Origin of the sequence: Rhodococcus koreensis (genome assembly GCF_900105905.1) — a bacterium.
GTDB classification, from domain to species: Bacteria; Actinomycetota; Actinomycetes; order Mycobacteriales; family Mycobacteriaceae; genus Rhodococcus_F; species Rhodococcus_F koreensis.
This window is the reverse complement of sequence record NZ_FNSV01000005.1, coordinates 8,327,501-8,353,744: the sequence shown is the minus strand read 5'-3', so window position 1 is coordinate 8,353,744 and position 26,244 is coordinate 8,327,501. Positions and strand designations below refer to the sequence as shown.

Annotated in this window: 22 protein-coding genes, 1 tRNA gene, 2 rRNA genes and 1 pseudogene; 3 read left to right on the top strand and 23 right to left on the bottom strand. The window is 66.5% G+C overall.

Annotated features, from left to right (window positions below; all coding sequences use genetic code 11):
• Window positions 1–22 precede the first annotated feature (22 nt).
• The gene (locus BLV94_RS42700; protein WP_072941967.1) at window positions 23–826 is read right to left on the bottom strand and encodes an SDR family NAD(P)-dependent oxidoreductase; all 804 of its coding nucleotides are present in this window, start codon (window positions 824–826) and stop codon (window positions 23–25) included.
• 210 nt (window positions 827–1,036) lie between these two features.
• On the opposite strand from BLV94_RS42700, the gene BLV94_RS42695 reads away from it, so the two are divergent.
• Window positions 1,037–1,672, top strand: coding sequence for a TetR/AcrR family transcriptional regulator (locus BLV94_RS42695; protein ID WP_072941861.1), 636 nt, complete (start codon window positions 1,037–1,039; stop codon window positions 1,670–1,672).
• 6 nt (window positions 1,673–1,678) lie between these two features.
• On the opposite strand, the gene BLV94_RS42690 is transcribed toward BLV94_RS42695, so the two are convergent.
• The gene (locus BLV94_RS42690; RefSeq protein ID WP_072941864.1) at window positions 1,679–2,119 is read right to left on the bottom strand and encodes an SRPBCC family protein; all 441 of its coding nucleotides are present in this window, start codon (window positions 2,117–2,119) and stop codon (window positions 1,679–1,681) included.
• 155 nt (window positions 2,120–2,274) lie between these two features.
• Between BLV94_RS42690 and BLV94_RS42685 the strand changes: the two genes are divergently transcribed.
• The gene (locus BLV94_RS42685; RefSeq protein ID WP_072941866.1) at window positions 2,275–3,747 is read left to right on the top strand and encodes an MFS transporter; all 1,473 of its coding nucleotides are present in this window, start codon (window positions 2,275–2,277) and stop codon (window positions 3,745–3,747) included.
• Window positions 3,748–3,762: 15 nt separating this feature from the next.
• Here BLV94_RS42685 and BLV94_RS42680 read toward each other — a convergent pair whose 3' ends face one another.
• The gene (locus tag BLV94_RS42680) at window positions 3,763–4,641 is read right to left on the bottom strand and encodes a sigma-70 family RNA polymerase sigma factor (RefSeq protein WP_072941868.1); all 879 of its coding nucleotides are present in this window, start codon (window positions 4,639–4,641) and stop codon (window positions 3,763–3,765) included.
• Window positions 4,642–4,823: 182 nt separating this feature from the next.
• On the opposite strand from BLV94_RS42680, the gene BLV94_RS42675 reads away from it, so the two are divergent.
• Complete coding sequence (locus BLV94_RS42675) at window positions 4,824–5,585, top strand: L,D-transpeptidase (protein ID WP_072941871.1); 762 nt, start codon at window positions 4,824–4,826, stop codon at window positions 5,583–5,585.
• A 65-nt stretch (window positions 5,586–5,650) separates the two neighbouring features.
• On the opposite strand, the gene BLV94_RS42670 is transcribed toward BLV94_RS42675, so the two are convergent.
• From BLV94_RS42670 to BLV94_RS42575, 20 genes and pseudogenes are all read right to left on the bottom strand, one after another.
• Window positions 5,651–5,727, bottom strand: a tRNA-Pro gene (locus BLV94_RS42670).
• 86 nt (window positions 5,728–5,813) lie between these two features.
• The gene (der, locus tag BLV94_RS42665; RefSeq protein ID WP_012687907.1) at window positions 5,814–7,241 is read right to left on the bottom strand and encodes a ribosome biogenesis GTPase Der; all 1,428 of its coding nucleotides are present in this window, start codon (window positions 7,239–7,241) and stop codon (window positions 5,814–5,816) included.
• A complete protein-coding gene (cmk, locus tag BLV94_RS42660; RefSeq protein WP_072941873.1) occupies window positions 7,238–7,927 on the bottom strand; it encodes a (d)CMP kinase in 690 nt (229 codons plus the stop codon). The genes der and cmk overlap by 4 nt, the downstream gene beginning before the upstream one ends.
• A complete protein-coding gene (locus BLV94_RS42655) occupies window positions 7,924–8,976 on the bottom strand; it encodes a pseudouridine synthase (RefSeq protein WP_072941876.1) in 1,053 nt (350 codons plus the stop codon). Before BLV94_RS42655 ends, cmk begins: the two co-directional genes overlap by 4 nt.
• A gap of 16 nt (window positions 8,977–8,992) precedes the next feature.
• Window positions 8,993–9,706: an SMC-Scp complex subunit ScpB gene (gene scpB, locus BLV94_RS42650; protein ID WP_072941879.1), complete on the bottom strand. Its 714-nt coding sequence runs from the start codon at window positions 9,704–9,706 to the stop codon at window positions 8,993–8,995.
• Complete coding sequence (locus BLV94_RS42645) at window positions 9,703–10,563, bottom strand: segregation and condensation protein A (protein ID WP_072941881.1); 861 nt, start codon at window positions 10,561–10,563, stop codon at window positions 9,703–9,705. The genes scpB and BLV94_RS42645 overlap by 4 nt, the downstream gene beginning before the upstream one ends.
• Window positions 10,564–11,568 (bottom strand): ParA family protein, encoded by a 1,005-nt coding sequence (locus BLV94_RS42640; RefSeq protein ID WP_072941884.1) that lies wholly within the window; start codon window positions 11,566–11,568, stop codon window positions 10,564–10,566. It abuts the gene before it with no gap.
• Window positions 11,569–11,626: 58 nt separating this feature from the next.
• A pseudogene (locus tag BLV94_RS42635) lies at window positions 11,627–11,776 on the bottom strand (tyrosine-type recombinase/integrase); the annotation flags it as partial.
• 108 nt (window positions 11,777–11,884) lie between these two features.
• Window positions 11,885–12,553: an NUDIX domain-containing protein gene (locus BLV94_RS42630; RefSeq protein WP_072941887.1), complete on the bottom strand. Its 669-nt coding sequence runs from the start codon at window positions 12,551–12,553 to the stop codon at window positions 11,885–11,887.
• A 13-nt stretch (window positions 12,554–12,566) separates the two neighbouring features.
• Window positions 12,567–14,339 (bottom strand): CTP synthase, encoded by a 1,773-nt coding sequence (locus BLV94_RS42625; RefSeq protein ID WP_072941889.1) that lies wholly within the window; start codon window positions 14,337–14,339, stop codon window positions 12,567–12,569.
• Window positions 14,340–14,480: 141 nt separating this feature from the next.
• Window positions 14,481–15,431, bottom strand: a complete 951-nt coding sequence (locus tag BLV94_RS42620) for a copper transporter (RefSeq protein WP_072941891.1) — start codon at window positions 15,429–15,431, stop codon at window positions 14,481–14,483.
• On the bottom strand, window positions 15,428–16,612 hold the full coding sequence (gene steA, locus BLV94_RS42615; RefSeq protein WP_072941893.1) for a putative cytokinetic ring protein SteA: 1,185 nt from the start codon (window positions 16,610–16,612) through the stop codon (window positions 15,428–15,430). The genes BLV94_RS42620 and steA overlap by 4 nt, the downstream gene beginning before the upstream one ends.
• A gap of 101 nt (window positions 16,613–16,713) precedes the next feature.
• The gene (gene recN / locus BLV94_RS42610) at window positions 16,714–18,486 is read right to left on the bottom strand and encodes a DNA repair protein RecN (RefSeq protein WP_072941895.1); all 1,773 of its coding nucleotides are present in this window, start codon (window positions 18,484–18,486) and stop codon (window positions 16,714–16,716) included.
• Between the two features lie 2 nt (window positions 18,487–18,488).
• Window positions 18,489–19,451, bottom strand: coding sequence for an NAD kinase (locus BLV94_RS42605; protein ID WP_072941897.1), 963 nt, complete (start codon window positions 19,449–19,451; stop codon window positions 18,489–18,491).
• Window positions 19,448–20,278 (bottom strand): TlyA family RNA methyltransferase, encoded by an 831-nt coding sequence (locus tag BLV94_RS42600; protein WP_072941899.1) that lies wholly within the window; start codon window positions 20,276–20,278, stop codon window positions 19,448–19,450. Before BLV94_RS42600 ends, BLV94_RS42605 begins: the two co-directional genes overlap by 4 nt.
• A gap of 1 nt (window position 20,279) precedes the next feature.
• Window positions 20,280–20,507, bottom strand: a complete 228-nt coding sequence (locus tag BLV94_RS48960; RefSeq protein ID WP_043943807.1) for a hypothetical protein — start codon at window positions 20,505–20,507, stop codon at window positions 20,280–20,282.
• A 77-nt stretch (window positions 20,508–20,584) separates the two neighbouring features.
• Window positions 20,585–21,580, bottom strand: coding sequence for an HAD-IIA family hydrolase (locus BLV94_RS42590; protein WP_072941901.1), 996 nt, complete (start codon window positions 21,578–21,580; stop codon window positions 20,585–20,587).
• Window positions 21,577–22,521 (bottom strand): tetratricopeptide repeat protein, encoded by a 945-nt coding sequence (locus BLV94_RS42585; RefSeq protein WP_072941904.1) that lies wholly within the window; start codon window positions 22,519–22,521, stop codon window positions 21,577–21,579. The genes BLV94_RS42590 and BLV94_RS42585 overlap by 4 nt, the downstream gene beginning before the upstream one ends.
• Before the next feature lie 60 nt (window positions 22,522–22,581).
• Window positions 22,582–22,698: ribosomal RNA gene (gene rrf, locus BLV94_RS42580) — 5S ribosomal RNA — on the bottom strand.
• Window positions 22,699–22,834: 136 nt separating this feature from the next.
• Window positions 22,835–25,970, bottom strand: a 23S ribosomal RNA gene (locus BLV94_RS42575).
• Window positions 25,971–26,244 lie beyond the last annotated feature (274 nt).

Below are 26,244 nucleotides of genomic sequence, written 5' to 3'. Positions count from 1 at the left end.
GGGGAGAGCCGGAGCGGTCGAATTACATGCCCATGCCACCGTCGACCGGCAGGCCGATTCCGGTGACGAAGCGGGCGGCGTCGGAAGCCAGGAAGACGACGGTGTCGGCGATGTCCGCGACCTCACCGAGCCGCCCGAGCGGGGTCAGGCCGATCACGTCGGCGACCGCGGCGTCGGCGCTGGGCCACAATCCGAGCCGCTCCATGTCGGCGGCCAGCCCGAGTCCCATCTCCGTGGCGACCAGCCCGGGGTACACACAGTTCACGCGGACGCCGTACCCCAGTTTTCCCGCTTCCTGCGCCGCGACCCGGGTGAGCCGGTCGACGGCGGACTTGGTGGCGGAATAGCCGGCGATGCCGGGGAACGGGATGGTGGCGGCCACCGAGGAGACGTTGACGATCGACCCTCCCGCGCCCGCGGCACCGCCGGGACGCATCGCGCGCAGACCGTGCTTCAGGCCGAGCGCGACACCGAGGATGTTCACGTCGCACATCCGGCGGACGTCGGCGGGGTCGATATCGACCACGAGTGACGAGATCTCGATGCCGGCGTTGTTGACGAGGAGGTCGAGTCCGCCGAGTTGCTCCACGGTGGCAGCGACGGCGCGCTCCCAGTTGCCGTCGTCGGTGACGTCGAGGGTCACGAATCCGGTGTCGACACCGGACTTCCCGAGCGAGTCGGCGGTCGCGCGTCCCTCGTCCTCGAGGACGTCGCCGATCACGACCGCCGCACCGGCTTCGGCGAGAGCGGCGGCCATTCCGGCCCCCAGACCCTTCGCACCACCGGTGACCAGCGCTTTTCGTCCTGCAAGATCACGCACGCTCATTCCGACCTGCCTTCGCACCGAGACGATTCGCGGAAACCACGTCACGAGACACTGTTCGCATTGTGGTGTGGATCACAGCGTATTCGACTTTGGACGACTGTCAAGAATTCCCTTGACGATTGTCAAGCTTTTGTTACACAGTCGTCAAGGAACGCGGGCTAGACTGATGCTCACCGTGCTGGACTCCGCGAGCCGAACAGGAAGAATGCCGTGACACCCGTCGCCGAGAAGAACGCCGACCGGGTCTCGCGCCGCCAGGTCGACAAATTCGCCGAGCGCCGGGATCAACTCGCCGAAGCCGCGTTGCAGACCCTCTCGGAACTCGGCTACGCCCGCACCAGCCTTCGGGAGATCGCCCAGAACTCCGAGTTCTCGCACGGCGTTCTGCACTACTACTTCAGCGACAAGGTCGATCTGATCACGCACTGCGTCCGCCATTACAAGGCGCGCTGCGTCACGCGCTACGACGGCGTGGTCGCCACGGCGCAGACGCCCGAGGAGTTGAAGGCGGGATTCGGCCGGGTACTGGTGGATTCGCTCCGCGGCGAGGCCTCGATGCATCGCCTCTGGTACGACCTCCGCTCGCAGTCGCTGTTCGAGGAGTCGTTCCGCGCAGACGTCGCCGCGATCGACAAGAGTCTCGAAAACATGATCTGGCGCATCGTGTCCCGGTACGCGGAACTGGCGGGACGCACGATCACGATCGCCCCGCCCACCATGTACGCCGTGTTCGACGGGCTGTTCCAGCAGAGTCTCGCCCGGTATCTGTCCGGCGACGACTCGGCGGCGGACGCACTCGCCGAGGGCGTCGATCAGATACTGGCGCTCGTCATTCCGGCACGGTAGATCCAGTCACTTCTCCGCGGCAGCCTTGATTCGCTGTGCGAATGCGGGCGCGTCCTTGCGGGCTGCTCGAAGCGCGAGGGGCGCGATCAGTTTCCCGATTCCGTGACCCTCCAGCACATTGAAGATCGTCACCTTGGTGCCCGCGCCCGACGGTTCGAGGTCGTAACCGCCCTCTTTCGCGATCACGGAATTCTTCGATCGCTCCGCCCAGCGAATCTTCCGCGGCGCCTCGAATTCGGTGAGTTCGAACTCACGCTTCGTGGTCATCCCCGCGTCCTTGACGGTGCTGACGAAGACGGTGCCGACTCCGGGAGGACCGTCCGTCTTCTTCACGATCTCCTGGACCCGCGGGCTGAACTCCCGGTCGTTGACCCCGGCGGCGAGGTACTCGAACACTTCCTCGATGGGGCGATCGATCACCACAGTGCCTTCGAACCGTCCAGCCATGCCAGCCTCCCGTTTCCGTGACCTGCCGGGTTCCGACAGTACTCGCGCCGCGGCCTGCGCGCGGTCACATCGCCGCCGGGCCGTCGGTCATAGAAGTGACGGCCGACGGCGCCGCACCGCCCGCACGAAACCCGAGAGCACAGGAAGGCTTCGACATGGACACCTCGATCACCGGCACGTCCGGATCGCGACAATCGACTGCGGCACCCCCGCTTCTCTCCACCGCCCGCGGCAGACTCACCCTGACGTTGTTGTGCGCCGTGGCCTTTCTCGACTTCGTCGACGCATCCATCGTCAACATCGCGCTGCCCGACATACGCGGCGACCTGGACTTCTCTGTGCAGCAACTGCAGTGGGTGCCCAGCGGCTATCTCGTCACCTACGGCGGGTTCATGCTGCTCGGCGGTCGCCTCGCCGACCTCCTCGGCCGCCGTCGCGTTCTCGTCACCGGCACGGTCGTCATCGGATTGTCCTCGCTGGCCGGTGGTTTCGCGGGCAACGCGGAGATCCTGATCGGCGCCCGGCTGACACAGGGTGTGGGTGCGGCGCTGATGCTTCCGGCCGCGCTGTCGATCCTGACGACGACATTCGAGGAAGGGCCCGAACGCCATACCGCGCTCGGTGTCTGGGCCGGCGTGGGCGGTCTCGCGTCCGCCGTCGGCGTGTTTCTCGGTGGTGTGCTCACCGAGGGCCCGGGCTGGCGATGGGTGCTGTTCGTCAACCCGGTGGCATGTGCTCTCGTGCTTCCCGCGGTCTACGCGCTGATTCCCGACGACCGCCGCCGCGCCAGGCTCGCGGACTTCGACCTAGTGGGTGGCGTGCTCGGTACCGGCGGCATGCTGATGTTCGTCTACGCCCTGGTCGAGGCGCCCGACCAGGGGTGGGGGTCGGCCCGCACGATCGGCGCGCTGGCCGGAGCGTTCGTCCTGATCGCCGCGTTCGTGGTGAACGAGCAGCGCAGCCCCGATCCACTGCTGCCGCTGTCGATCTTCCGCATCAAGGGCCTGGCGGCGGCAAATGTCACCGGGCTGATCGCGTTCGCCGGTCTGCTCGCGATGTTCTTCTTCCTCACCCTCTACATGCAGAATGTTCTGGGCTACTCCCCCATGCAGACCGGGGCGGCGTACCTTCCGCTCTGTCTGGGCGTCGGCGTCGCAGCCGGACTCTCCTCCCAATTGCTCACGCGAATCGGAACCCGCCCGGTCACCGTCGTGGGCGCGCTGGCGGCGGCGGCGGGCCTGTTCTATTTGTCCCGGATCCCGGTCGACGGCTCCTATCTCGCCGATCTGTTCCCGGGGCTGATGATCGTGTCGCTGGGCCTCGGCGCCGTCTTCGTCGGCGTCACCACCGCAGCCAACGCGGGGGTGCCTGCCGACGAGGCCGGGCTCGCGGCGGCGTTGCTGAACGCTTCGCAGCAAGTCGGCAGCGCGCTCGGTCTGGCGATCTTCGCCGCGATCGCCACCTCGTATTCCCAGCGTCTGCTCGCGGCGAATTCGCCTGTGCCCGAGGCGCTCACCTTCGGGTTCCAGCGAGCGCTGCTGACCGGCAGCATCTTCCTTGCTGCCGCAGCCCTGATCGCCTTACGCACCGGCAACGCCCACGGAGACGGTGAGCGACGCACGGAGTGACCCCGACCGGGCTCGTCAGTCGAGATTCTCGACGACGAGCCCGGCGAGGCGCTCGCGGTCGGCGAGGATGTCGATCTCCACGATCACGCCCTGCCGGATCGTGACACCCAGGACCGACAGCAGCTGCCCCTCGGAGATCGCGACCACACCGGCGGTACCGTTGACGAGTGCCGGGTGCGCGAACCGGGCCAGCCGCGCGAACCCGAGAACCCGGCCCGCGACGGTCTCCGCGCCGCGCACCATCGTGGAGGCGCCAGCAGGAAACGCACCCGTGTCGGCCCGGAGCACGACCTCCGGATCCAGTACCGCCACGAGGGCGTCGAAGTCGCCGCCCCTCGCTGCCGCCAGGAACGCGTCGACCACTGCGCGCTGCCGGACGGGATCCGTGTCGGGAACGGGTGCTCCCTGCAGTCGGCGGCGTGCGCGGCTGGCCAGTTGCCGGGCGGCCGCCGGGGATCGCTCGACGATCGGGGCGATGTCCTCGAACGGCACGGCGAACATGTCGTGCAGCACGACCGCCAGCCGCTCCGACGGGGTGAGCGTGCCCAGGACCACGAGCAGAGCGAGACCCACCGAATCGGCGAGCACCGCCTCCTGCTCCGGGGAGCTTCCGTCCGTCAGCGTCACGATCGGGTCGGGCACCTGTCCATCCAGGGGCTCTTCCCGCCGCGACCTGCGTGACTGCAGCATGTTCAGGCACACGCGGGCCACCACCGTCGTCAGCCAGCCGCCCAGGTTCTCCACGGAATCGGTGTCCGTGCGGCTCAGCCGCAGCCAGGATTCCTGCACCGCGTCCTCGGCCTCGGTGAGCGAGCCGAGCATCCGGTAGGCCACCGCCCGCAGGTGCCGGCGATGCGTCTCGAACTGCTGCGCCAGCACGTCGTTCTCGTTCATCGGTCACATCCCTCCGTCGCCGTCTGTCACCTATGTGACCGGCGAAACGCGGCCGATGTGACGACGACGCGTCGCCCGTGGCCCTCTGATGCGCGTAATGCATCCAGTTTCCCCGGTTCCGCTGTCGGATATCGCCGTGGTTAACTGAAATGACGCTCACAGTCTCTGAAGGGCTGGACGGCATGTGGAAAGCTCAGCAGGTCGGACGTCTGTTCCTCGTCTCGGTACTCGCGGCACTCGCCGTGTGCGGAGTGAGCGCCGCCGCGTCGGCGGCGCCCCCGGCCGTCACCGGAAAGATCCTCGCGCCGGCACTCTCCCCCGCGAGCGGTCAGGTCGTCGGCATCGCACATCCCGTCGTCGTCCGGTTCACGTCTCCGGTGCCCGATCGCGCGCTCGCCGAGCGTGGTGTCCGGATCACCCCGTCGACACCGGTGCCCGGGCAGTTCTCCTGGATCGACGACCGCACCCTGCAATGGAGCCCGGACCACTTCTGGCCGGCGCACACCGGGGTGACCGTCGAAGCGGCGGGAGCGAAGTCGCAGTTCCAGGTCGGTGACGCACTCGTCGCCGTCGCGAACACGACGACGCACCAGTTCACGGTCAGCATCAACGACCAGATCGTGCAGACCATGCCTGCGTCGATGGGCAAACCCGGATACGAGACACCACTCGGGACGTTCCCCGTCATCGAGCAGTTCCGCGACATGATCATGGATTCGTCGACGTACGGTGTCCCGATCGACGACGAGGAGGGCTACCGCCTCTACGTCGAATACGCCACCCGCATCACGTGGGGCGGGATCTTCGTGCACGCCGCACCGTGGTCGGTGGGTTCGCAGGGCTTCGAGAACGTCAGCCACGGCTGCATCAATCTCAGCACCGAGAACGCGCGGTGGTTCTACGACAACGCCAAGATCGGCGACCCCGTCATCGTCACGGCGTGAGTCCCGCGCCCGAGACACAGAAAAGGCGGCTCCCCGTTTCCGGGAAACCGCCTTCGCCGATCATCTGGTCGGGCTGACAGGATTTGAACCTGCGACCACTTGACCCCCAGTCAAGTGCGCTACCAAGCTGCGCCACAGCCCGTCCACACCCTCGTTCAGGTGCTCGATGAGATTACATCAGCGGCCGTCCGTAACGCTAATCGCCTGGTCAGAGCACATTCTGTCGGATCAACGACTCCGCCGCTCACGCTTTTCCCGCACCCGCACCGAGATGCGGACGGGGCTGCCGTCGAAATTGAACTCCTCACGCAGGCGCCGCTCCAGGAACCGGCGGTAGCCAGCCTCGAGGAACCCGGTCGTGAACAGCACGAACGTCGGCGGACGCGTCCCGGCCTGCGTGGCGAACATCACGCGAGGCAGCCGGCCACCGCGCATCGGCGGCGGCGTCGCCGCCACGACTTCCTTGAGCCACGTGTTGAGCCGGCCCGTCGGAATGCGCTTGTCCCACGATTCCAGCGCCGTGTCGAGGGCGGGCACCAGCTTCTGCACCGCGCGTCCCGTCTGCGCCGAGATGTTGACGCGCTGCGCCCACGGCACCCGCACCAGGTCCCGATCGACTTCGCGGTCGAGCTGAAGTCGCCGGTCCTCGTCGACGAGATCCCACTTGTTGAACGCGATGACGAGAGCCCGGCCGGCGTCGGCCACCATGCTCAGCACGCGCAGGTCCTGCTCCGAGATCGGCTCGGACGCGTCGATCAGCAGAATCGCGACCTCCGCGGCCTCGATAGCGCTCTTCGTCCGCAGCGACGCGTAGAACTCGGCGCCGCTGGCGTGGCTGACCCGCTTGCGCAGACCGGCGGTGTCGACGAAACGCCACGGCCGGCCGCCGAGTTCCACGATCGAGTCGACCGGGTCGACGGTGGTGCCCGCGACGTTGTGGACCACCGAACGCTCGTCGCCCGACAGCTTGTTCAGCAGGCTCGACTTCCCGACGTTCGGCTTCCCGACCAGGGCCACACGACGCGGTCCGCCGCCGGGGATGCCCTCGCGCGGGGTCTCCGGGAGGGCGGCGAGCACCTCGTCGAGGAGATCGCCCGTACCGCGGCCGTGCGTCGCACTCACCGAGTGCGGCTGCCCGAGCCCCAGCGACCACAGTGCGGCCACCTCGGATTCGGTGCGGCCGTCGTCCACCTTGTTGGCGACCAGCAGAACCGGCGTCTTGGACCGGCGCAGCACCTTGGCCACGGCCTCGTCGGTCGCGGTGGCGCCGACGACGGCATCGACCACGAGCAGGATCGCGTCCGCGGTCTGCATCGCCAGCTCCGCCTGCCGGGCCACCGACTGCTGCAGGCCCTTGGCGTCGGGTTCCCAGCCGCCGGTGTCCTGCACCATGAACCGGCGTCCGCTCCAGTTCGCCTCGTACGAGACACGGTCCCGGGTCACACCGGGAATGTCCTCGACGACGGCCTCGCGGCGGCCGATGATCCGGTTGACGAGCGTCGACTTACCGACGTTCGGGCGTCCGACCACGGCGAGGGTGGGAACCGGGACGTGGGCCTCCCCGTCGCCGCCGTCTTCGAGGTCGAGGACCTCCCAGTCGGATTCCTCACTCCAGGTTCCGTCGCCTGCGAACTCGGTGGTGAATTGTTCGGTCACTGCCCTGCTCCACTTCTTTCGCTTACCACCAGCAGCAACCTGCCGATCACGTCGTCGATTCCGAGTTCGCTGGTGTCGACCAGCACGGAATCGTCGGCCGGCCGCAGCGGCGACACGGCGCGCGTGGAGTCGAGGTGGTCACGGCGCTGCACATCGGCCAGCACGGCCGCGTAGTCGTCGCCTCGTCCTTCCGCGAGATTCTGCGCATTCCTGCGCTGGGCCCGGGCTTCCGCCGAGGCGGTCAGGTAGATCTTCACGTCGGCATCGGGAAGCACGACGGTGCCGATGTCCCGGCCCTCGACGACGATCCGTTCGGTCTCGCCCGTGAGACGACGCTGCGCCGCGACGAGCAGTTCGCGCACCGCGGGAACGGCGGAGACAGGCGAGACGGCCTTGGTCACCGCGTCGCCGCGGATCTCCTCCCCCACGTCCTCGCCGTCGAGCAGGACCTGCTCGCCCGCCGGGTCGGTTCCGATCGACCACGGCAGACCGACGGTCGCGTCGGCGATCGCGGCGGGATCGGTGAGGTCCACGCCCTTGCGCAGCACATGCAGCGTCGCGATGCGATACATGGCTCCGGTGTCGAGGTACCGGGCGTCGAGTCGCTGCGCCAGCATCCGCGAAACGCTCGACTTCCCGGTTCCGGACGGGCCGTCCATCGCGACGACCAGCGACGAGGCACTCACAGGCCCACCGCCCCGTAGAGACCGCCGACCTCGCCACGACCCAGGACGCGCAATGTACCGGGCCGCTGGTCGCCGAGCGCGACCGCGCCGATGTCCGTCCGGACGAGCCGGATGACGGGGTGCCCCACGGCGTCGAACAGGCGACGAACGATGTGCTTACGGCCTTCGTGCAGCGTGACCCGGACGAGCGACTTGCCCTCGTTGATGTCGAGGAGCGTGAACGTGTCGACCTTCGCCGGTCCGTCCTCGAGTTCGACACCCTCCTTCAGCTTCTTACCGACGCCGCGCTCGAGAGCACCCGACACGGTCGCCAGGTACGTCTTCGACACCTCGAACGACGGGTGCATCAGCCGATGCGCCAGGTCACCGTCGTTGGTGAGCAGCAGCAGTCCCTCGGTGTCGGCATCGAGCCGACCGACGTGGAACAACCGCTGACCGGCGGCGACCCGCTCGGAGACGATGTCGCCGACGCACGGGCGGCCCAGGTCGTCCGACATCGTCGACTGCCAGCCGCGGGGCTTGTTGAGGGCGAGGTGGACCAGGTCCTTCTGGACGACGACGCGGACACCGTCCACGCGCACCACCGCGTTCTCGGGGTCGATGCGCAGTCCCTGTTCGATGACGATGCGGCCGTCGACCTCGACACGACCCTGCGAGATCAGTTCCTCGGCCGCACGACGCGACGCGACACCGGCCTGAGCGAGAACCTTCTGCAGGCGCATGCCGTCGCCCTGCGGCGGGCCGACGGGCCGATCGGCGTCGGCGTACTGGTGCCGGGCCGGCTTGGCGTTGCTGATCTTGGGGGCCTGCGCCTGCGCGCGCTGCGGCTTGGCCGACTTGGGCTTGCCACGCTTGTTCTTCGCGGCAGGGTCGGGCCTGCCAGGTTTGCCCTTCGCGGCGTCGGGCCGGCCTGATCGATGACCGGCCTCGGCCCTGTCCGGACGCCCTCCGGCCTCCGACCTGGTGCGCCCTCCGGCCTCCGACCTGGTGGGGCGCTGCTTCTTGTTGTTGCGATCCGGTGTGCCATCTCGGCGAGCGGGTTTCTTCACTTTTGTACTATCCCTGTCAGTCTTCGGTGTCCAGCCCGGTGTCCAACTCTTCTGTGGAAGCCGTAGCTTTATTCATTCTCGCAAATCGTGGGTCAGATTCCAGACTGTCACTGATGTCATCTATCAGATCCACATCCGGCAACAACGGAGCCAACGCGGGAAGATCGGCCAGAGACGCCAAGCCGAGCCGTTCCAGGAAGAGTTCCGTCGTCGAGTACTGCGTGGCGTTGGTATCGGGATCGACGCCGGCTTCGGCGATCAACCCGCGAGCGAGAAGTGTGCGCACCACACCATCCACGTTGACGCCGCGCACCGCACTGATCCGTGCGCGGGTCAACGGTTGACGGTATGCCACCACGGCCAGAGTTTCCAACGCCGCCCTCGTCAGTTTGGAGCGGGCTCCGTCGAGCAGGAGCCGTTCCACGTAGGGCGCGTACGCGGTGCGGGTGTAGAGACGCCAACCGTCACCGGCATATCGGAGGTCCATCCCGCTTCCCCGGGCGGTGAGCTCGGCGGACATGCGGTTCAGCGTCTCCGTGATGCGATTCACAGAAGCACCCGTCGCGGACGCGAGCTGCTCCGCACCGGCCGGAGAGTCGACGATCAGCAGCAACGACTCGAGAACCGCAGCGAGTTCGGTGTCCGACAACTCGGGTTCCGTGTCCGACAACTCGGGTTCCGCGTCGACGGCGCCCTCGTCGTCCGGCTCGTCGAGCGGGGCCGAACTCATCCGTAATCCTCCTCGGTCACCGGGGCGTCTGTGCGTTCCCCGGTCCAGCTCACCAGCAATTCCCCGAGTGGCTCGGGCTGTTCGAACAACACCGACTGCTCGCGGTACAGCTCGAGCAGCGCGAGGAATCTTGCCACGATCAGGGCGGTGAGTTCGCACTCCGAGACGAGGTCGCCGAAGGTCGCCCACTCCCCGGCGCCTCGCTCGCGGAGCAGTTCCAGCATCCGCGCCGCCTGGTCGGGGACCGACACCGCGTGCATGTCGTGCAGGTGGTCGAGTCCCACAGTGGGCTTCGGGCGGGGTGTGAACACGGTCGCGGCGATCTCCGCGAACCGCTGCGGGTCGACGCCGAGCAACACTTCCGGCAGCAACTGGGTGAACTGGTCCTCCAGTGCCGCCGACCGCGGATACCGGCGCAGCGCGGCCGCCTCGAGCTCACCGAACAGTTGCGCAACCTGCTTGTACGCGCGGTACTGCAGCAGCCGGGCGAACAGCAGGTCGCGCGCCTCGAGAAGCACCAGGTCCTCGGCGTCCTCCACCTGCCCCGCCGGGAGCAGACGCGCCGCCTTCAGATCGAGCAGCGTCGCGGCGACGACCAGGAATTCCGTCGTCTGGTCGAGTCCCATCTCCGCGCCGAGCGTGCGGGTGTAGGCGATGAAGTCGTCCGTCACCTGGTGCAGCGCGACTTCCGTGACGTCCAGCTGTCGCTGGTTGATCAGGGTGAGGAGCAGATCGAACGGTCCCTCGAAGTTGCGCAGCGTCACCCGGAAGCCGGGCTTGACGGCGGGCGCCTGCGGGTCCTCGCTGTTCGAACCCTCGGTCTGCGGTGGTGCCGGAATGTCTTGCGTATTCACCACTTACCGGCCGGACCGGTGAATGACCTCGCGTGCCAGCGCACGGTACGCCTCGGCGCCGGTCGACTTGGGCGCCCAGGTGGTGATCGGTTCCCCGGCGACGGAGGTCTCGGGGAATCGCACGGTCCGGTTGATCACGGTGTCGTAGACCAGATCCCCGAACACCTCCACCACGCGAGCCATCACCTCGCGCGCGTGCAGGGTACGCGAGTCGAACATCGTCACGACGATGCCGGCGAGTTCGAGACGCGGGTTGAGCCTGTCGTGGACCTTCTCGACCGTGTCGTTGAGCAGCGCCAGGCCGCGCAGGCTGAAGTACTCGCATTCCATCGGGATGATCACCGAGTCCGCGCAGGCCAGCGCGTTGACCGTGAGCAGACCGAGGGACGGCTGGCAGTCGATGAGGACGTAGTCGTAGCGGTCGAGCACGGGATGCAGCACGCGACCGAGCGTCTGCTCACGGCCCACCTCGGTGACGAGCTGGATCTCCGCCGCCGACAGGTCGATGTTGCTCGGCAGAAGGTCGAGGCCCTCGACGCGCGTCCGCATCAGGACGTCGTCGATGGAGACGCGCGGTTCGACGAGCAGATTGTGGACGGTCAGTTCGAGGTCGTTGTGCGCGACTCCGAGGCCCGCGGACAGCGCCCCCTGGGGATCGAGGTCGACGAGCAGGACCCGCCGGCCGTATTCGGCCAGCGACGCACCCAGATTGATCGTCGACGTCGTCTTGCCGACGCCGCCCTTCTGGTTGCACATCGCGACGATCTTGGCCGGGCCGTGCGAGGGCAACGGGGCGGGTTCCGGTACCTCACGCGTCGGCCGACCCGTGGGGCCGAGTTCCTCCTCCACGACCACGGCAGCGTCGTCGAACAAGTCTGCGGTGTCGGTTTGCCGCACGTCGAACATGTCGCCCTCCGGTTGCGAGTGCTCTGACTCCGCCGCTGGCGGCTGCGGTGTCACCACGGTCCGATGATCCCCTGTTCTCTCGATGATCGCTGTCGATCCCACATCGTTATACGAACGCTACCGCCTCGTACCGTGAATTTTCCCCTCGACACGCTTTCCGCTACCGCGCCAGGGGGTGCGCTCCCGCCCACACCTCGCGCAGCGCACCCACTGTCAGCAGCGTATATATCTGCGTGGTCGTCACCGACGCGTGTCCCAGCAACTCCTCGACGACGCGGACGTCGGTGCCGCCGTCGAGCAGGTGGGGCGCCGGCCTCGGAGATGCGGGCCCCCGGCGAACAGCGCCCGGGCCACCGAACTCGCCGCCAGCGGCGGCAGTTCACGGTTCGGATCACCCGTCCGCAGGGCGATCACCACGTCATGTCCGCGCGGCTTCGTCCCCAGCGGCACGTGCGCGCTTCCGCTCGCTGAACCGTTCGGGGCGATCGACCCAGGGGGCGCTCACGTCGCGGAGTTCGCCGAGACCGCCCGGCCGGGACCGGGCGGCGGCGAGGGCCATGACGCCGGATGCGGCCGTGGCGTTGACGATGGTCCCGTTCAGCACCATCGACACGACCTCGTCGAACGGAATCCGCTCGATCTCGAGGTCGGCTTCCTCGTCCTCCGGGTCGGGCCGGTCCACCTCGTACAGGTCCTCGGCGAGGAACACGCGCACCGACTCGTCCGTGAACCCCGGCGAGAGAACGACATCCACGAGGACGGACCAGCGCCGGGCCGCGAGGCCGGTCTCTTCCGCCAGTTCGCGTCGCGCGGCGTCGACGGGGTCCTCCCCCGGCTCGTCCAGCAGACCCGCCGGGATCTCCCACAACCGGCGCCCCACCGGGTGCCGGTACTGGTGGATCAGGACGACCCGGTCCTCCTCGTCGAGCACCACGACTGCGACGGCGCCGTGGTGCTCGACCACCTCACGTTCGGCGGTCCGGCCGTCCGGCATTGCGACGTGATCCACCCGCAGCGCGAGGATCGCGCCGCTGTAGACGGCGCGCGAGTCGAGGGTCTCGAATTCGTGCCGGCCGATGTCGGGCATGGTCCGTCTCGCCCTATCCCGCGCTGTCGACCGACGCGACCTCGTCGCGGTCGGCGGAATCGGCGATCTCGGCGTCGGCGGCCGCCGCACGCTCCTCGCCGTGCACGTCGACGGGGAGGCGCTCCTCGAGCTTGTGCCTCAGCGCCGCGTCGACGAACGCCGCGAACAGAGGATGCGGGCGCGTCGGACGGCTCTTCAGCTCGGGGTGGGCCTGCGTGGCGACGAAGAACGGGTGCTGGTCGGCCGGGTACTCGACGAACTCGACGAGGTGACCGTCGGGAGAGGTGCCGCTGAACCGGAGTCCGCTCTTGGCGATCCGGTCCCGGTACGCGTTGTTGACCTCGTAGCGGTGACGGTGCCGCTCCGACACCTCTTCGGTGCCGTACGCCCGCGCCACGACGGACCCCTTCGCCAGGACTGCGGGGTACGCGCCGAGGCGCATCGTGCCACCGAGGTCGGCCTCACCGGCGATGACGTCTTCCTGGTCGGCCATCGTGGAGATCACGGGGTGCGTGGTCTCGGGTTCGAACTCGGCGGAGTTGGCGTCGTCCAGACCCACGCTGCGCGCGGCCTCGATCACGACGCACTGCAGACCCAGGCACAGTCCGAGCAGGGGGATCTTCCGGTGGCGGGCGTACCGGATCGCGCCGAGCTTGCCCTCGATGCCGCGGATGCCGAAGCCACCGGGGATCAGCACGCCGTCGACGTCGCCGAGCGCGGCCTGCGCGCCCGCCTCGGTCTCACATGCGTCGGACGGCACCCACGAGATCTCCACCTTCGAGCGGTTCGCGAACCCGCCTGCACGCAGCGCCTCGGTGACGGACAGGTACGCGTCCGGCAGGTCGACGTATTTTCCGACCAGGGCGATCCGCACGGTCTCGCGCGGCTGGTGGACGCGCTCGAGCAGGTTTCCCCATACGGTCCAGTCCACGTCGCGGAACGGCAGTCCCAGCTGACGGACGACGTACGCGTCGAGGCCCTCGCTGTGCAGCACCTTCGGGATGTCGTAGATCGACGGCGCGTCGGGGGTCGAGATGCAGCCGTCGACGTCGACGTCGCACATGAGCGCGATCTTGTTCTTCAGCGCCGGGGGGACCTCGCGGTCGCAGCGCAGGATCAGCGCGTCGGGCTGGATGCCGATGTTCCGCAGCGCGGCGACCGAGTGCTGGGTGGGCTTCGTCTTGAGCTCACCCGACGGCGCCAGGTACGGGACCAGGGAGACGTGGAGGAAGAAGACGTTGTCCCGGCCGACGTCGTGGCGCACCTGACGGGCGGCCTCGAGGAACGGCTGCGACTCGATGTCGCCGACGGTGCCGCCGATCTCCGTGATGACGACGTCGGGGCGGTGTCCCTGCAGATCCGGCCCGCTCATCGCGAGTATCCGGCTCTTGATCTCGTCCGTGATGTGCGGAATGACCTGGACGGTGTCGCCGAGGTATTCGCCGCGCCGCTCCTTGGCGATGACCGTCGAATACACCTGGCCGGTGGTCACATTCGCCTGACCGGACAGGTCGCGGTCGAGGAAGCGCTCGTAGTGGCCGACGTCGAGGTCGGTCTCGGCGCCGTCCTCGGTGACGAAGACCTCACCGTGCTGGAAGGGGTTCATCGTGCCCGGATCGACGTTGAGGTACGGATCCAGTTTCTGCATGGTCACGCGCATTCCCCGCGCGGTCAGCAATTGCCCGAGGCTCGAGGCTGTGAGGCCCTTGCCGAGTGAGGAGGCGACGCCGCCGCTCACGAAGATGTGCTTGGTGGCGGTACGCGAATGAGTGCGTGACTGTGGCAAAGGGGCTCCCGTGACGACTGTGCAGGGCTTGGTCTGTTCGAGCAATGCTGGGGCCTGCCGACCCACGGGACTTCACGGTAACACCTCGGCGGACGTCCCGGAAACAACGCGCCGCGATTGCCCGCCCCGATGTGACGCGCGCTACGCCGGGGTGGCCCCCACGGTGACTCCGGTGGTGCCGGGTCCCGTGCCGTACCGGCCTGCGCCGCCGTTCAGTTGCTCCTGCAGCGCCAGCGGAACGGTGATCTTGCCCGCTTCCCGGTCGATGTTGTCGATCGTCGTGAGCGCCGCCGAGAGGGCGGCGTCGGCGCGTGCCACGGCGACCGCGCCGTTACCCTGGGCGGAGGCCGGACGTCCGGCGAGCACCGCCCCGGCACCGCGCGAGTCCAGCGCGCCCGCGAACCGAGCCACGACCGCACCGCGGTTGCCGCTGGCACCGTCCTCCACGTCCCGATCTCCGGTCAGCACCACCGCGACCTGCGCAGGCTGGACGGCCCCGTCGTCGTAGCTGACGAATCCGGCGCCGCGCAGGGTCTCGAGGGCAAGCGCCATCTCCTGGGCGGAACTCTGCGGCTGACCCGTCTCCTTGCCGAGCATGAGGACCGAACCCAGCAGGTCGCCTGCGAGGCTGCCCTGGTCGACGGCCCCGGTCTTCAACGTGACGCCCGCGGGGATCACATTGTTGACGACCGTCCGCAACCGGTCGCCGCCGGTGGCGTCGACGAACGAGTCGGTCAACGACACCCGCCCGGTCACCGAACCTCCTGCTTGCGCGATCATCCGGTTGACCCCGTCGAGGTCGGCGGGGTCGGCATCGGGGGTCGTCACGACCATCACGGTGCGCTGCGCGAGCGAGTCGGCGACCACGCGGCCGCCCACCGCGGAATCGAATCCGTCGGCCGAGTTCAACTGCTCGGTCAGTTGGTTGTTGCGTTCTGTCGCGTTCTCCATGTCGGTCTGCAAGTCGGCCTTGTCGTCGCGCAGCCCCGACACGAGACCACTCGACAACAGGCCGGAGCCCATCACCACGCCGATTGCCAGAGCCAGAAAGATCGCCGCTATGGAAATGGCATGTTGACGCAGAGAAATCACTTGAAGAACCCCTGCACCCACAACGCGAAGCTGTTCCACGTCGCGACAGCCCAATCGAGTGCCTCACCACCCACGTTGGACACGACCAGAGCCACGATTACCGCCACGAGAGCTGCGAGGACGAGCAGCGCGATCGCGCCGCCCGACACCCGGCTGCGGTACAGGGTCGCGACAGCCTTCGCGTCCACCAGTTTCGGCCCGACCTTCAGGCGGGTCATGAACGCCGACGGATTGCTGTCGCGGCGGCCGCGGTCGAAGAACTCGTCGAGGGAGACGGTGCTCCCGACCGTGACGATCAGCGACGCGCCGTGATGATCGGCCAGCAGCAGCGCCAGGTCGGACGGGGATCCGGACGCGGGGAACGTCATCGCTCCGATGCCGAGGTCCTGGATGCGCGACAGACCGGGTGCGTGGCCGTCCTGATCGGCGGGGAGAACCACCTCGGCGCCCGACTTCAACGTGGCGCTCGTGATGTCCTCGGGGTCGCCGACGATGAGATCCGGGCGATAGCCCGCCGACTTCAGGACGTCGGCACCTGCCCCGACACCGATGAGGATCGGCGAGTACTCCTTGATGAACGGCTTGAGGTTCTTCAGGTCGGACGCGTGGTCCGGGCCGTCGGACACGATCACGACGTGCCGTTCCTTCATGTCGACGTCGACGTCGGGGACCCCGACACCGTCGATCAGCAACGGACTCTCGGTGCGGATGAACTCGATGGTGTTGCCGGAGAACGCCTCGAGGTGGTCGACCAGACCGGTCTTCGCCTCGATCATCCGGTCGGAGATCTCCGCCTCGGTCTGTTCGTCGCCCTTGGCGATGCGCCGTTCCCCGGAGTAGACACCTCCCCCGTTCACCCGGACCTTGCTGCCGTCCTTGATGCTCTTGAAGATCTCGGCGCCTGCCGAATCCACCAGGAGGATGCCGTTGGCGACGATCACCTCCGGACCGAGGTTGGGATAGCGCCCCGAGATCGAGGGTGACGCGTTGATCACTGCGAGAACGCCGGCCTTCACCAGGGCATCCGCGGTTCCACGATCGAGGTCGAGCTCGTCGAGAACGACGATGTCACCGGGTCCGACGCGGCGCAGCAACTTGGCCGTGTTGCGATCCACCCTGGCGATGCCGCTGACCCCAGGCAAAGTTTCGGTGTTACGTGACAGCAGTGCCGGCATCTTCATGGATTCGATGATGGACCGGAAGCCGGACCGACCTGTGGAGGCGCGCCGAACCGTTTACCACATCAGTCACACCATTACCACGGACGGCCCGCCGGGCCGGGTCAGGCGGAACGCTCGGCGCTGGCGGTCGCCAACAGCTCCTCCGCGTGGGCGCGTCCGGTCTCGGTGTCGTCGAGGCCGGCGAGCATCCGGGCCAGTTCCACGACCCGTTCGTCGTCGGTGAGTGTGTGCACGCCACTGCTGACGACGCCGTCCTCGTCGTCGACCTTGTCGACCACCAGGTGGGTGTCCGCGAACGCCGCGACCTGCGGCAGGTGCGTGACGACGATGACCTGGTGCGTGCGGGCCAACCGGGCCAGCCGCCTGCCGATCTCGACCGCTGCCCGTCCGCCGACACCGGCGTCGACCTCGTCGAACACCATCGTCGCGCCCGAGTCGGACCCGGCGAGCACCACCTCGAGGGCCAGCATCACGCGTGAGAGCTCACCGCCGGACGCGCTCTTGCTGATGGGCAGCGACTGCGCGCCGCTGTGCGCCGACAGCCGGAACTCCACTTCGTCGACGCCGGACGATCCCGCATGGAGTTCGGTGCCGTCGACGGTGAGCGGGGCCGTGTCCTGGGGTCCGGCGATCCGGGGCCGGACCGTCACCTCGAGCGCCGCCCGGCCCATTGCCAGACCGGCGAGTTCGGAGCTGACGGCCTTGGCGAGTTTGGTCGCGGCCTTGACGCGGGCGGCGGTCAGTTTGGACGCGGCCTCCGCGGTCGACGCCGCCGACTCCTCCACCTGTTTCGTCAGCGCGGCCAGCGCGTCGGAGGACACGTCGATCTTCTCGAGCCGCGCACGGGCGTTGTCGGCCCATTCCAGGACGCCGTCGACGTCGGCGGCGTACTTGCGGATGAGGTTCTTCAGCTCCGCCTGCCGGGACAGCAGGGAGTCCAGTGCCCCCGGGTCCGCGGGCAGTCCGGCGAGGTATGTGGTGAGGTCGGCGGAGACGTCGGTGACCACCGCGATCACCTCGGCGAGGCGGGGTCCGAGTCCGTCGAGTTCGGGGTCGGTGGCCGATTCGATCCGGGCCCGCGCCTCGGACAGCAGGTCCAGCGCGGGCGCGGCCACACCGTCGCCGTCCATGTCGTCGCCGCCTGCGAGCGCGGCGTGTGCTTCCTCCGCCGCCGACCGCAGCGAGTCGAGTTCGCTGAGCCTGCGGACCTCGGAGACGATCGACTCGTCCTCGCCGGGGGCCGGGGCGACGCCGTCGATCTCGTTGAGGGCGAATGTCAGTTGGTCGGCTTCCTGCGCGAGTTCCCGCGTACGACCGGTCCGTTCGATGAGTTCGGATCGCGCGGTCATCCACTCGTCGCGGTGCTTGCGGTACCGCGCGACCAGCGGACCGACCGTCTTGTCCGCGAATCGGTCGAGTGCGGCGCACTGCTGGTCCGGGCGGAGCAGCCGCAGCTGGTCGTTCTGCCCGTGCACGGTGAGCAGCGGATCGGTGAACTCGGACAACACGCCCGCCGGAACGCTGCGCCCACCCAGGTGGGCACGGGACCGGCCGTCGCTGCCGACGGTGCGGACCGCGATGATGGTGCCGTCCTCGTCGCGCTCGGCACCGGTCGATTCGAGCAGCCGGGACACGGCGCGTTCGACGTGCTCCGAGCCTTCGTCGGTCATGAACCGGCCCTCGACGACGGCGCGGGGCGCACCGAGGCGAACCCGTCCCGCGTCTGCTCGCGCACCGCTGAGCAGGTGCAGGCTCGTCACCACCATCGTCTTGCCCGCACCGGTCTCACCGGTGAGCACCGTCAAACCTTCGTGGAATTGCGCCGACGCCTCGGAGATCACACCGAGGTTGTCGATCCTGATCTCTGCCAGCACGTCTAGGGCTTCCTTCCTCGCCACCCGGTGACGGGCAGCTCGAACTTTCGCACCATCCGGTCCGCGAACGGCGCCGAATCCAGTCGTACCCAACGAACGGGTTCCTTGCCACGCACCACTTCGACGCGGGCGCCCGCAGGCAATTCGAGGGTCCGGCGACCGTCGCAGAACACCAGGCCGTCGTGGCTGCCTGCCACCGTCTCCACCGCGATCAGCGATTCCGGGCTCGTCACGAGGGGGCGCGCGAACAAGGCATGCGCGTTGCTAGGGACGACCAGCAGCGCCTCGAGCTCCGGCCACACCACAGGGCCACCCGCGGAGAACGCGTATGCCGTCGACCCGGTGGGTGTGGAGATGAGCACGCCGTCGCAGCCGAACGCCGACACCGGCCGCCCATCCACCTCGAGCACTACCTCGAGGACACCGAGCCGGGACCGGTTCTCGATGCTCGCCTCGTTGAGCGCCCAGCCTCGTTCGATGATCTCGTCGTCCACCCGGACGAGCACGTCCAGCGTCATGCGGTGTTCGATGCGGTATTCCCGGCGCACCACCTGGCCGAGCGCCTCGTCGAGGTGCTCGGCCTCCGTTTCCGCGAGGAACCCGATCCGGCCCAGATTGATGCCGAGGACCGGAATGGACGCAGCCTGGGCGAGTTCCGCCGCCCGGAGAAACGTCCCGTCCCCACCGAGGACGAGCACCATCTCGCACCCGAGGGCCGCGTCTGGCCCTGCCTGCACGATGGTGACTTCGAGCCCGGGAACCAGGAATTCGTCGGCCGCCATGCCGTCCATCGGTTCGATGCGAGTGCTGTCGACCTCGTCGACGAGGACGCGCAGTCCGATCCCGGCCCGCTCGAAGATCTTGCCGACGCGCCGCGCCGTCTCCGTGATCTCGGCGCGACCCGGGTGCGCCACGAGCAGGATCTCCCGCTCGCGTTGCTGGGCGCCGCTGCTTCCCCCGCTCACTGTGGTCCCTCCTGCACCGCGGTGCGGATCAACTCTTCTACCGACTCGACCGGTACATCATCCGTCCCGGGTGTGACATCCGCGCGGAGCCACAGGAAGTATTCGACGTTCCCCGACGGTCCCGGCAGCGGGCTGGCCACCGCACCGACGGTACGCAGTCCGAGCGAGGCCGCCGTCTTCGCGACATCCAGTGCCGCGGCGACCCGCAACTCCGGGTCACGCACCACCCCACCGGAGCCCACGTGATCCTTGCCGACCTCGAACTGCGGCTTCACCATCGGAATCAGGTCTGCGCCCTCGCCCACGCAGGCGACGAACGCCGGGAGAACCAGCTTCAGGGAGATGAACGACAGGTCCGCGACCACCAGTTCGACCGGGCCGCCGATCTGCTCGGCATCGATGGATCGCACGTTGGTGCGGTCCACGACGTGCACGCGGTCGTCGGACTGCAGCCGCCACACCAACTGTCCGTACCCGACGTCCACCGCCACGACCTCCCGCGCGCCGTGGTGCAGCAGCACATCGGTGAAGCCGCCGGTCGATGCGCCGGCGTCGAGGCAACGCTTGCCGTCGACTTCGAGTCCGCGGGGGCCGAACGCCTCGAGAGCGCCGAGGAGTTTGTGCGCGCCACGGGATGCCCAGGACACTTCGTTGTCGACCTCGACGACCCGCAACGGGGTTCCCGCTTCGATGGCGGTGGCCGGTTTGGTCGCTGCCGCACCCGAGATCAGCACTCGGCCGGAGGCGATGAGTTCTTGCGCGTGTTCTCGGGACCGGGCCAGCCCCCGCCGAACGAGTTCGGCATCCACCCGTGCTCGACGGGCCACGTCAGATCTTGTCCACGGTGGCCAGGGCCTCCACCAGCACGTCGTGCGCCTTCTCGAGAAGGTGGGCTTTGCGTGGAATGACCCCGACGCCGTGCTCGTCGTCGGGATCAGGTTCGACGGCTCCGAGCCGCGACAACAATCCGTCGACCTCCGTGTGGATCTTCTCGGGGTCGACACTCTGAGGAGGCCCAGGTAGATGGGCTCCCGGGCGCGGTATTGGCGTGCTCATCGGGCACAACGCTAGTCCATCGCGTTCCGATACGCATACAGCGAATCGCGTGACGAACAACGCGGGTCGGGCGGCTTTCAGGCACCCCAGCCGGACACGACCGCGCTCACCGCGGGCGTCGTCGATGTGATCCGCACGAAGTCGGGGAATTTCCACGCACCGACGGCCACCACTCGCAGCAACTCAGTCGAATCCACCGGCTCGGTCGAATCCGCGGTCGGTTCGATCACCAGATCGGTGCCGTCGAAATCGACGGACCACCGGCTGTCCTCACCGACCAGCGACTCGTCGGCGGGCCGGTTGAGTGCGTCCAGTGCGGATGCCAGGTAGGTGGGGCGCTGCTCCGGGGCGGCACGCAGGACGTCGATCGCGGTGCTCACGCCGGTGAGGACCAGTAGCGAGTCGAGACCGACGTTGCTGGCGCCTTCGATGTCGGTGTCCAGCCTGTCGCCGACCACCAGGGGCCGCACACAACCGCTGCGGCGCATCGCGTCTTCCATCAGCGGTGCTGCCGGCTTGCCCGCCACGAGTGGTTCGCGGGATGTCGCCGCGCGCAGGGCCGCGACCATCGAACCGTTGCCGAGGACGAGACCCCGCTCGGTGGGGAGGGTCGAGTCCAGGTTCGCCGCCACCCAGACGGCGCCCGCACGGATCGCGAGGGTCGCCTCGGCGAGGATCGCCCAGTCCGTGGTCGGCGAATGTCCCTGGACGACGGCGGCGGGTGCGTCCTCGAACGACCGCACCGGACGCAGTCCGACGTTCCGGACCTCGTCGGCGAGCGCTTCCGTGCCCACGACCAGCACCGCCGAGCCCGGTGCCACGTTCTCCGCGAGGAGCCTGGCCGCGGACTGCGAACTCGTCACCACCGTCGACTCGTCGGCGGCGAAGCCGAGTTCGGTCAGGTGCTCCGCGACGTCGCCGGGACTGCGACTGGCGTTGTTGGTCACGTAGTAGCAGGGCTGCGTCCCGGTCGCCAAAGCCTCACGCGCACCGGGGATTTCCTGCGGCCCCTGGTACAGCGTGCCGTCCAGGTCGAGCAACAGAGCGTCGTAATTCTCCCGCAGGGTCGTCACTGATCGTCTCCGGTCAGCTCGGCCACACGCTCCTCCGCGTCGGTGTCACCCTCGAGATCCGCCGCAGCGGCGTTGAGGAACCACTTGAGTCCGTCCTCGATGCGACCGGCCGCCACCAGCGCATCGGCATACGCGTAGAACAGACGGGCGGCACCGGGACCGGTCCGCGCGGCGTCGAGATCGGGGGTCTGCAGCGTGACCACGGCCTGATCGAACTGACCGAGGTCCATGCGCGCTCCGGCGACCACCATGCGCAGTTCGGCAGCCTCGTCACCGGACAGCGCAGCAGCTTCCTCGCTTCGCCCGAGTTCGATCGCACGCTCCGGGCGACCCAGTCCACGTTCGCAGTCCGCCATCACCGCGAGCAGTCCGGGACCGCCTGCCATGCGACGAGCAGCGCGCAACTCCGACAGCGCCTCCGCCCATTCGCCGGCGTGGTACGCGGTGATACCCGCGGCCTCACGGACGATGGCGATGCGGCCCGCACGCTGGCGCGCCGCTCGCGCATGCGCGAGCGCAAGTCGCGGATCATCGTCGACGAGTTTGCCGGCCATCACCAGGTGGCGCGCAACCGTGTTCGCGTTCGTCTTGTCCAAGCTCAGCAGATCGCGACGTACCGCGGGATCGAGCTCACCGGCCTCGACGTTCTCGGGCAGATCCGGTTCGTCCGGACGGGCCTGCTGCCGCTGCGGACGGTCACCTTCACGTCCGCGAGGCGCGAAGCCGCCCTCACCGCCACGACGGGGTCCGCCACCGCGACGATCGCCGCCGGCACCGCCACGGTTGTCGCGCGAATCGCGACGGGGACCACCGGACGAGCCACCACGACCCGAACCGCCGGCGCCGCCACGGTCGCCGCTGGACGCACCGCCACGATTGCTGTTGGAGGCATTGCCTCCGCGGAAGGACCGACGTCCGTCGTCACTCTCCGACACAGTCATTCCTTTCACACAAACCACGAAAGGGGACCCAGTATATTGGGTCCCCTTTCGGTAACGGATGTTCGGCGGTGTCCTACTCTCCCACACCCTGTCGGGTGCAGTACCATCGGCGCTGGAGGGCTTAGCTTCCGGGTTCGGAATGGGACCGGGCGTTTCCCCTCCGCTATGGCCGCCGTAACTCTATGAAACTGTCACACGGAACATCAGCGAAGACACAACCACACATCGTTGGACCGATGGTGGTGTGGTTCTTCTTCTTCAGTTCCGAAACGTGTGTTGTTTCAGATACTGCACAGTGGACGCGTAGCTTCTTTGTGGTAAGTCCTCGGCCTATTAGTACCAGTCACCTACATCCGTTACCGGACTTCCAGTTCTGGCCTATCAACCCGGTGGTCTGCCGGGGGCCTTACCCCCTCGAGGGGGTGAGAAACCTCATCTTGGAACAGGCTTCCCGCTTAGATGCTTTCAGCGGTTATCCCTTCCGAACGTAGCTAACCAGCGGTGCTCCTGGTGGAACAACTGGCACACCAGAGGTTCGTCCGTCCCGGTCCTCTCGTACTAGGGACAGCCTTCCTCAAGTTTCTAACGCGCGCGGCGGATAGAGACCGAACTGTCTCACGACGTTCTAAACCCAGCTCGCGTGCCGCTTTAATGGGCGAACAGCCCAACCCTTGGGACCTACTCCAGCCCCAGGATGCGACGAGCCGACATCGAGGTGCCAAACCATCCCGTCGATATGGACTCTTGGGGAAGATCAGCCTGTTATCCCCGGGGTACCTTTTATCCGTTGAGCGACACCGCTTCCACTTGCCGGTGCCGGATCACTAGTCCCGACTTTCGTCCCTGCTCGACCTGTCAGTCTCACAGTCAAGCTCCCTTGTGCACTTGCACTCGACACCTGATTGCCAACCAGGCTGAGGGAACCTTTGGGCGCCTCCGTTACATTTTGGGAGGCAACCGCCCCAGTTAAACTACCCACCAGGCACTGTCCCTGAACCAGATCATGGTCCGAGGTTAGAGGTCCAATACGATCAGAGTGGTATTTCAACAACGACTCCACACTCACTGGCGTGAGCGCTTCACAGTCTCCCACCTATCCTACACAAACCGAACCGAACACCAATACCAAGCTGTAGTGAAGGTCCCGGGGTCTTTTCGTCCTGCCGCGCGTAACGAGCATCTTTACTCGTAATGCAATTTCGCCGAGTCTATGGTTGAGACAGCTGAGAAGTCGTTACGCCATTCGTGCAGGTCGGAACTTACCCGACAAGGAATTTCGCTACCTTAGGATGGTTATAGTTACCACCGCCGTTTACTGGGGCTTAAATTCTCAGCTTCGCCACCGAAGTGGCTAACCGGTCCTCTTAACCTTCCAGCACCGGGCAGGCGTCAGTCCGTATACATCGTCTTACGACTTCGCACGGACCTGTGTTTTTAGTAAACAGTCGCTTCTCACTGGTCTCTGCGGCCCCACCCAGCTCACACTGCAAGAGTGATCACCGGACGAGGCCCCCCTTCTCCCGAAGTTACGGGGGCATTTTGCCGAGTTCCTTAACCATAGTTATCTCGATCGCCTTAGTATTCTCTACCTGACCACCTGTGTCGGTTTGGGGTACGGGCCGTGTGAAAGCTCGCTAGAGGCTTTTCTCGGCAGCATAGGATCACTGAATTCGCCTCATTCGGCTATGCGTCACCTCTCAGGCTGTGTGAATGGCGGATTTGCCTACCATTCGCCCTACAGGCTTACACCAGTATTACCACTGACTGGCTCAGCTACCTTCCTGCGTCACCCCATCGCTTGGCTACTACCAGATCAGGTCCCATGCATCCACATCCAGGGCCCCCGAAGGGACGTAAGGACGCTTCAGGATGGTTAGTATCACTGATTCACCAGGGGCGCGTTCACACGGGTACGGGAATATCAACCCGTTGTCCATCGGCTACGCCTGTCGGCCTCGTCTTAGGTCCCGACTCACCCTGGGCGGATTAACCTGGCCCAGGAACCCTTGGTCATTCGGCGGACGAGTTTCTCACTCGTCTTTCGCTACTCATGCCTGCATTCTCACTCGTGTGGCCTCCACGGCTGGGTCACCCCGCCGCTTCCATGGCCACACGACGCTCCCCTACCCATCCACACCACTGCCCACGACTCCGCAGAATCGCAGGGGTGCATTGTGTGAATGCCGCAGCTTCGGTGGTGTACTTGAGCCCCGCTACATTGTCGGCGCAGGATCACTTGACCAGTGAGCTATTACGCACTCTTTCAAGGGTGGCTGCTTCTAAGCCAACCTCCTGGTTGTCTTCGCGACCCCACATCCTTTTCCACTTAGTACACGCTTAGGGACCTTAGCTGGCGATCTGGGCTGTTTCCCTCTCGACTACGAACCTTATCGCCCGCAGTCTCACTGCCGCGCTCTCACTCACCGGCATTCGGAGTTTGGCTGATTTCGGTAAGCTTGTGGGCCCCCTAGACCATCCAGTAGCTCTACCTCCGGTGAGAAACACGCGACGCTGCACCTAAATGCATTTCGGGGAGAACCAGCTATCACGGAGTTTGATTGGCCTTTCACCCCTACCCACAGCTCATCCCCTCAGTTTTCAACCTAAGTGGGTTCGGTCCTCCACGACGTCTTACCGTCGCTTCAACCTGGCCATGGGTAGATCACTCCGCTTCGGGTCTAGAACATGCCACTAAAAACGCCCTATTCGGACTCGCTTTCGCTACGGCTACCCCACACGGGTTAACCTCGCGACATGCCACTAACTCGCAGGCTCATTCTTCAAAAGGCACGCCATCACCCCCCACACCGAAGTGTGCGAAGGCTTTGACGGATTGTAAGCGCACGGTTTCAGGTACTATTTCACTCCCCTCCCGGGGTACTTTTCACCTTTCCCTCACGGTACTAGTCCGCTATCGGTCACCAGGGAGTATTCAGGCTTATCGGGTGGTCCCGACAGATTCACACCAGATTTCACGGGCCCGGTGCTACTTGGGTTTCCATCACGACAGTCATCATGTTTTCGTGTACGGGACTCTCACCCTCTACGACAGGCCGTTCCAGACCACTTCCACTAACACAATGATTTCTTACTGTCGGCCAACACGGCAGCATTGACAAGATGAACCCCACAACCCCACGAATGCAACACCTGCCGGCTATCACACATCCATGGTTTAGCCTCTTCCGCTTTCGCTCGCCACTACTCACGGAATCACTATTGTTTTCTCTTCCTGTGGGTACTGAGATGTTTCACTTCCCCACGTTCCCTCCACACACCCTATATATTCAGGTGCGGGTAACACGACATCACTCGTGCTGGGTTTCCCCATTCGGACATCCTCGGATCTCAGCTCGGTTGACAGCTCCCCGAGGCTTATCGCAGCCTCCTACGTCCTTCATCGGCTCCTGGTGCCAAGGCATCCACCGTACGCTCTTCATTACTTACAACAAAGATGCTCGCGTCCACTGTGCAGTTCTCAAACAACACACAACCAACCATGTTCTTGTCGTCACCGAACACCGGGAAAACCCGGCCGGTATGACCACCATGATCGCTTGTCGTTCTTACCTGGAAAAAACACTCGCGTGTTCTCTCAGGACCCAACAGTGCATCGATATATCACCCGCCGGTCGATCATCTGATCGACCGATACGCGGGAAAGTTTGTCAGTGTTCCACCCATGAGCGCCCGCAGCCCTACTGATGAGGACTAAACGGTCTC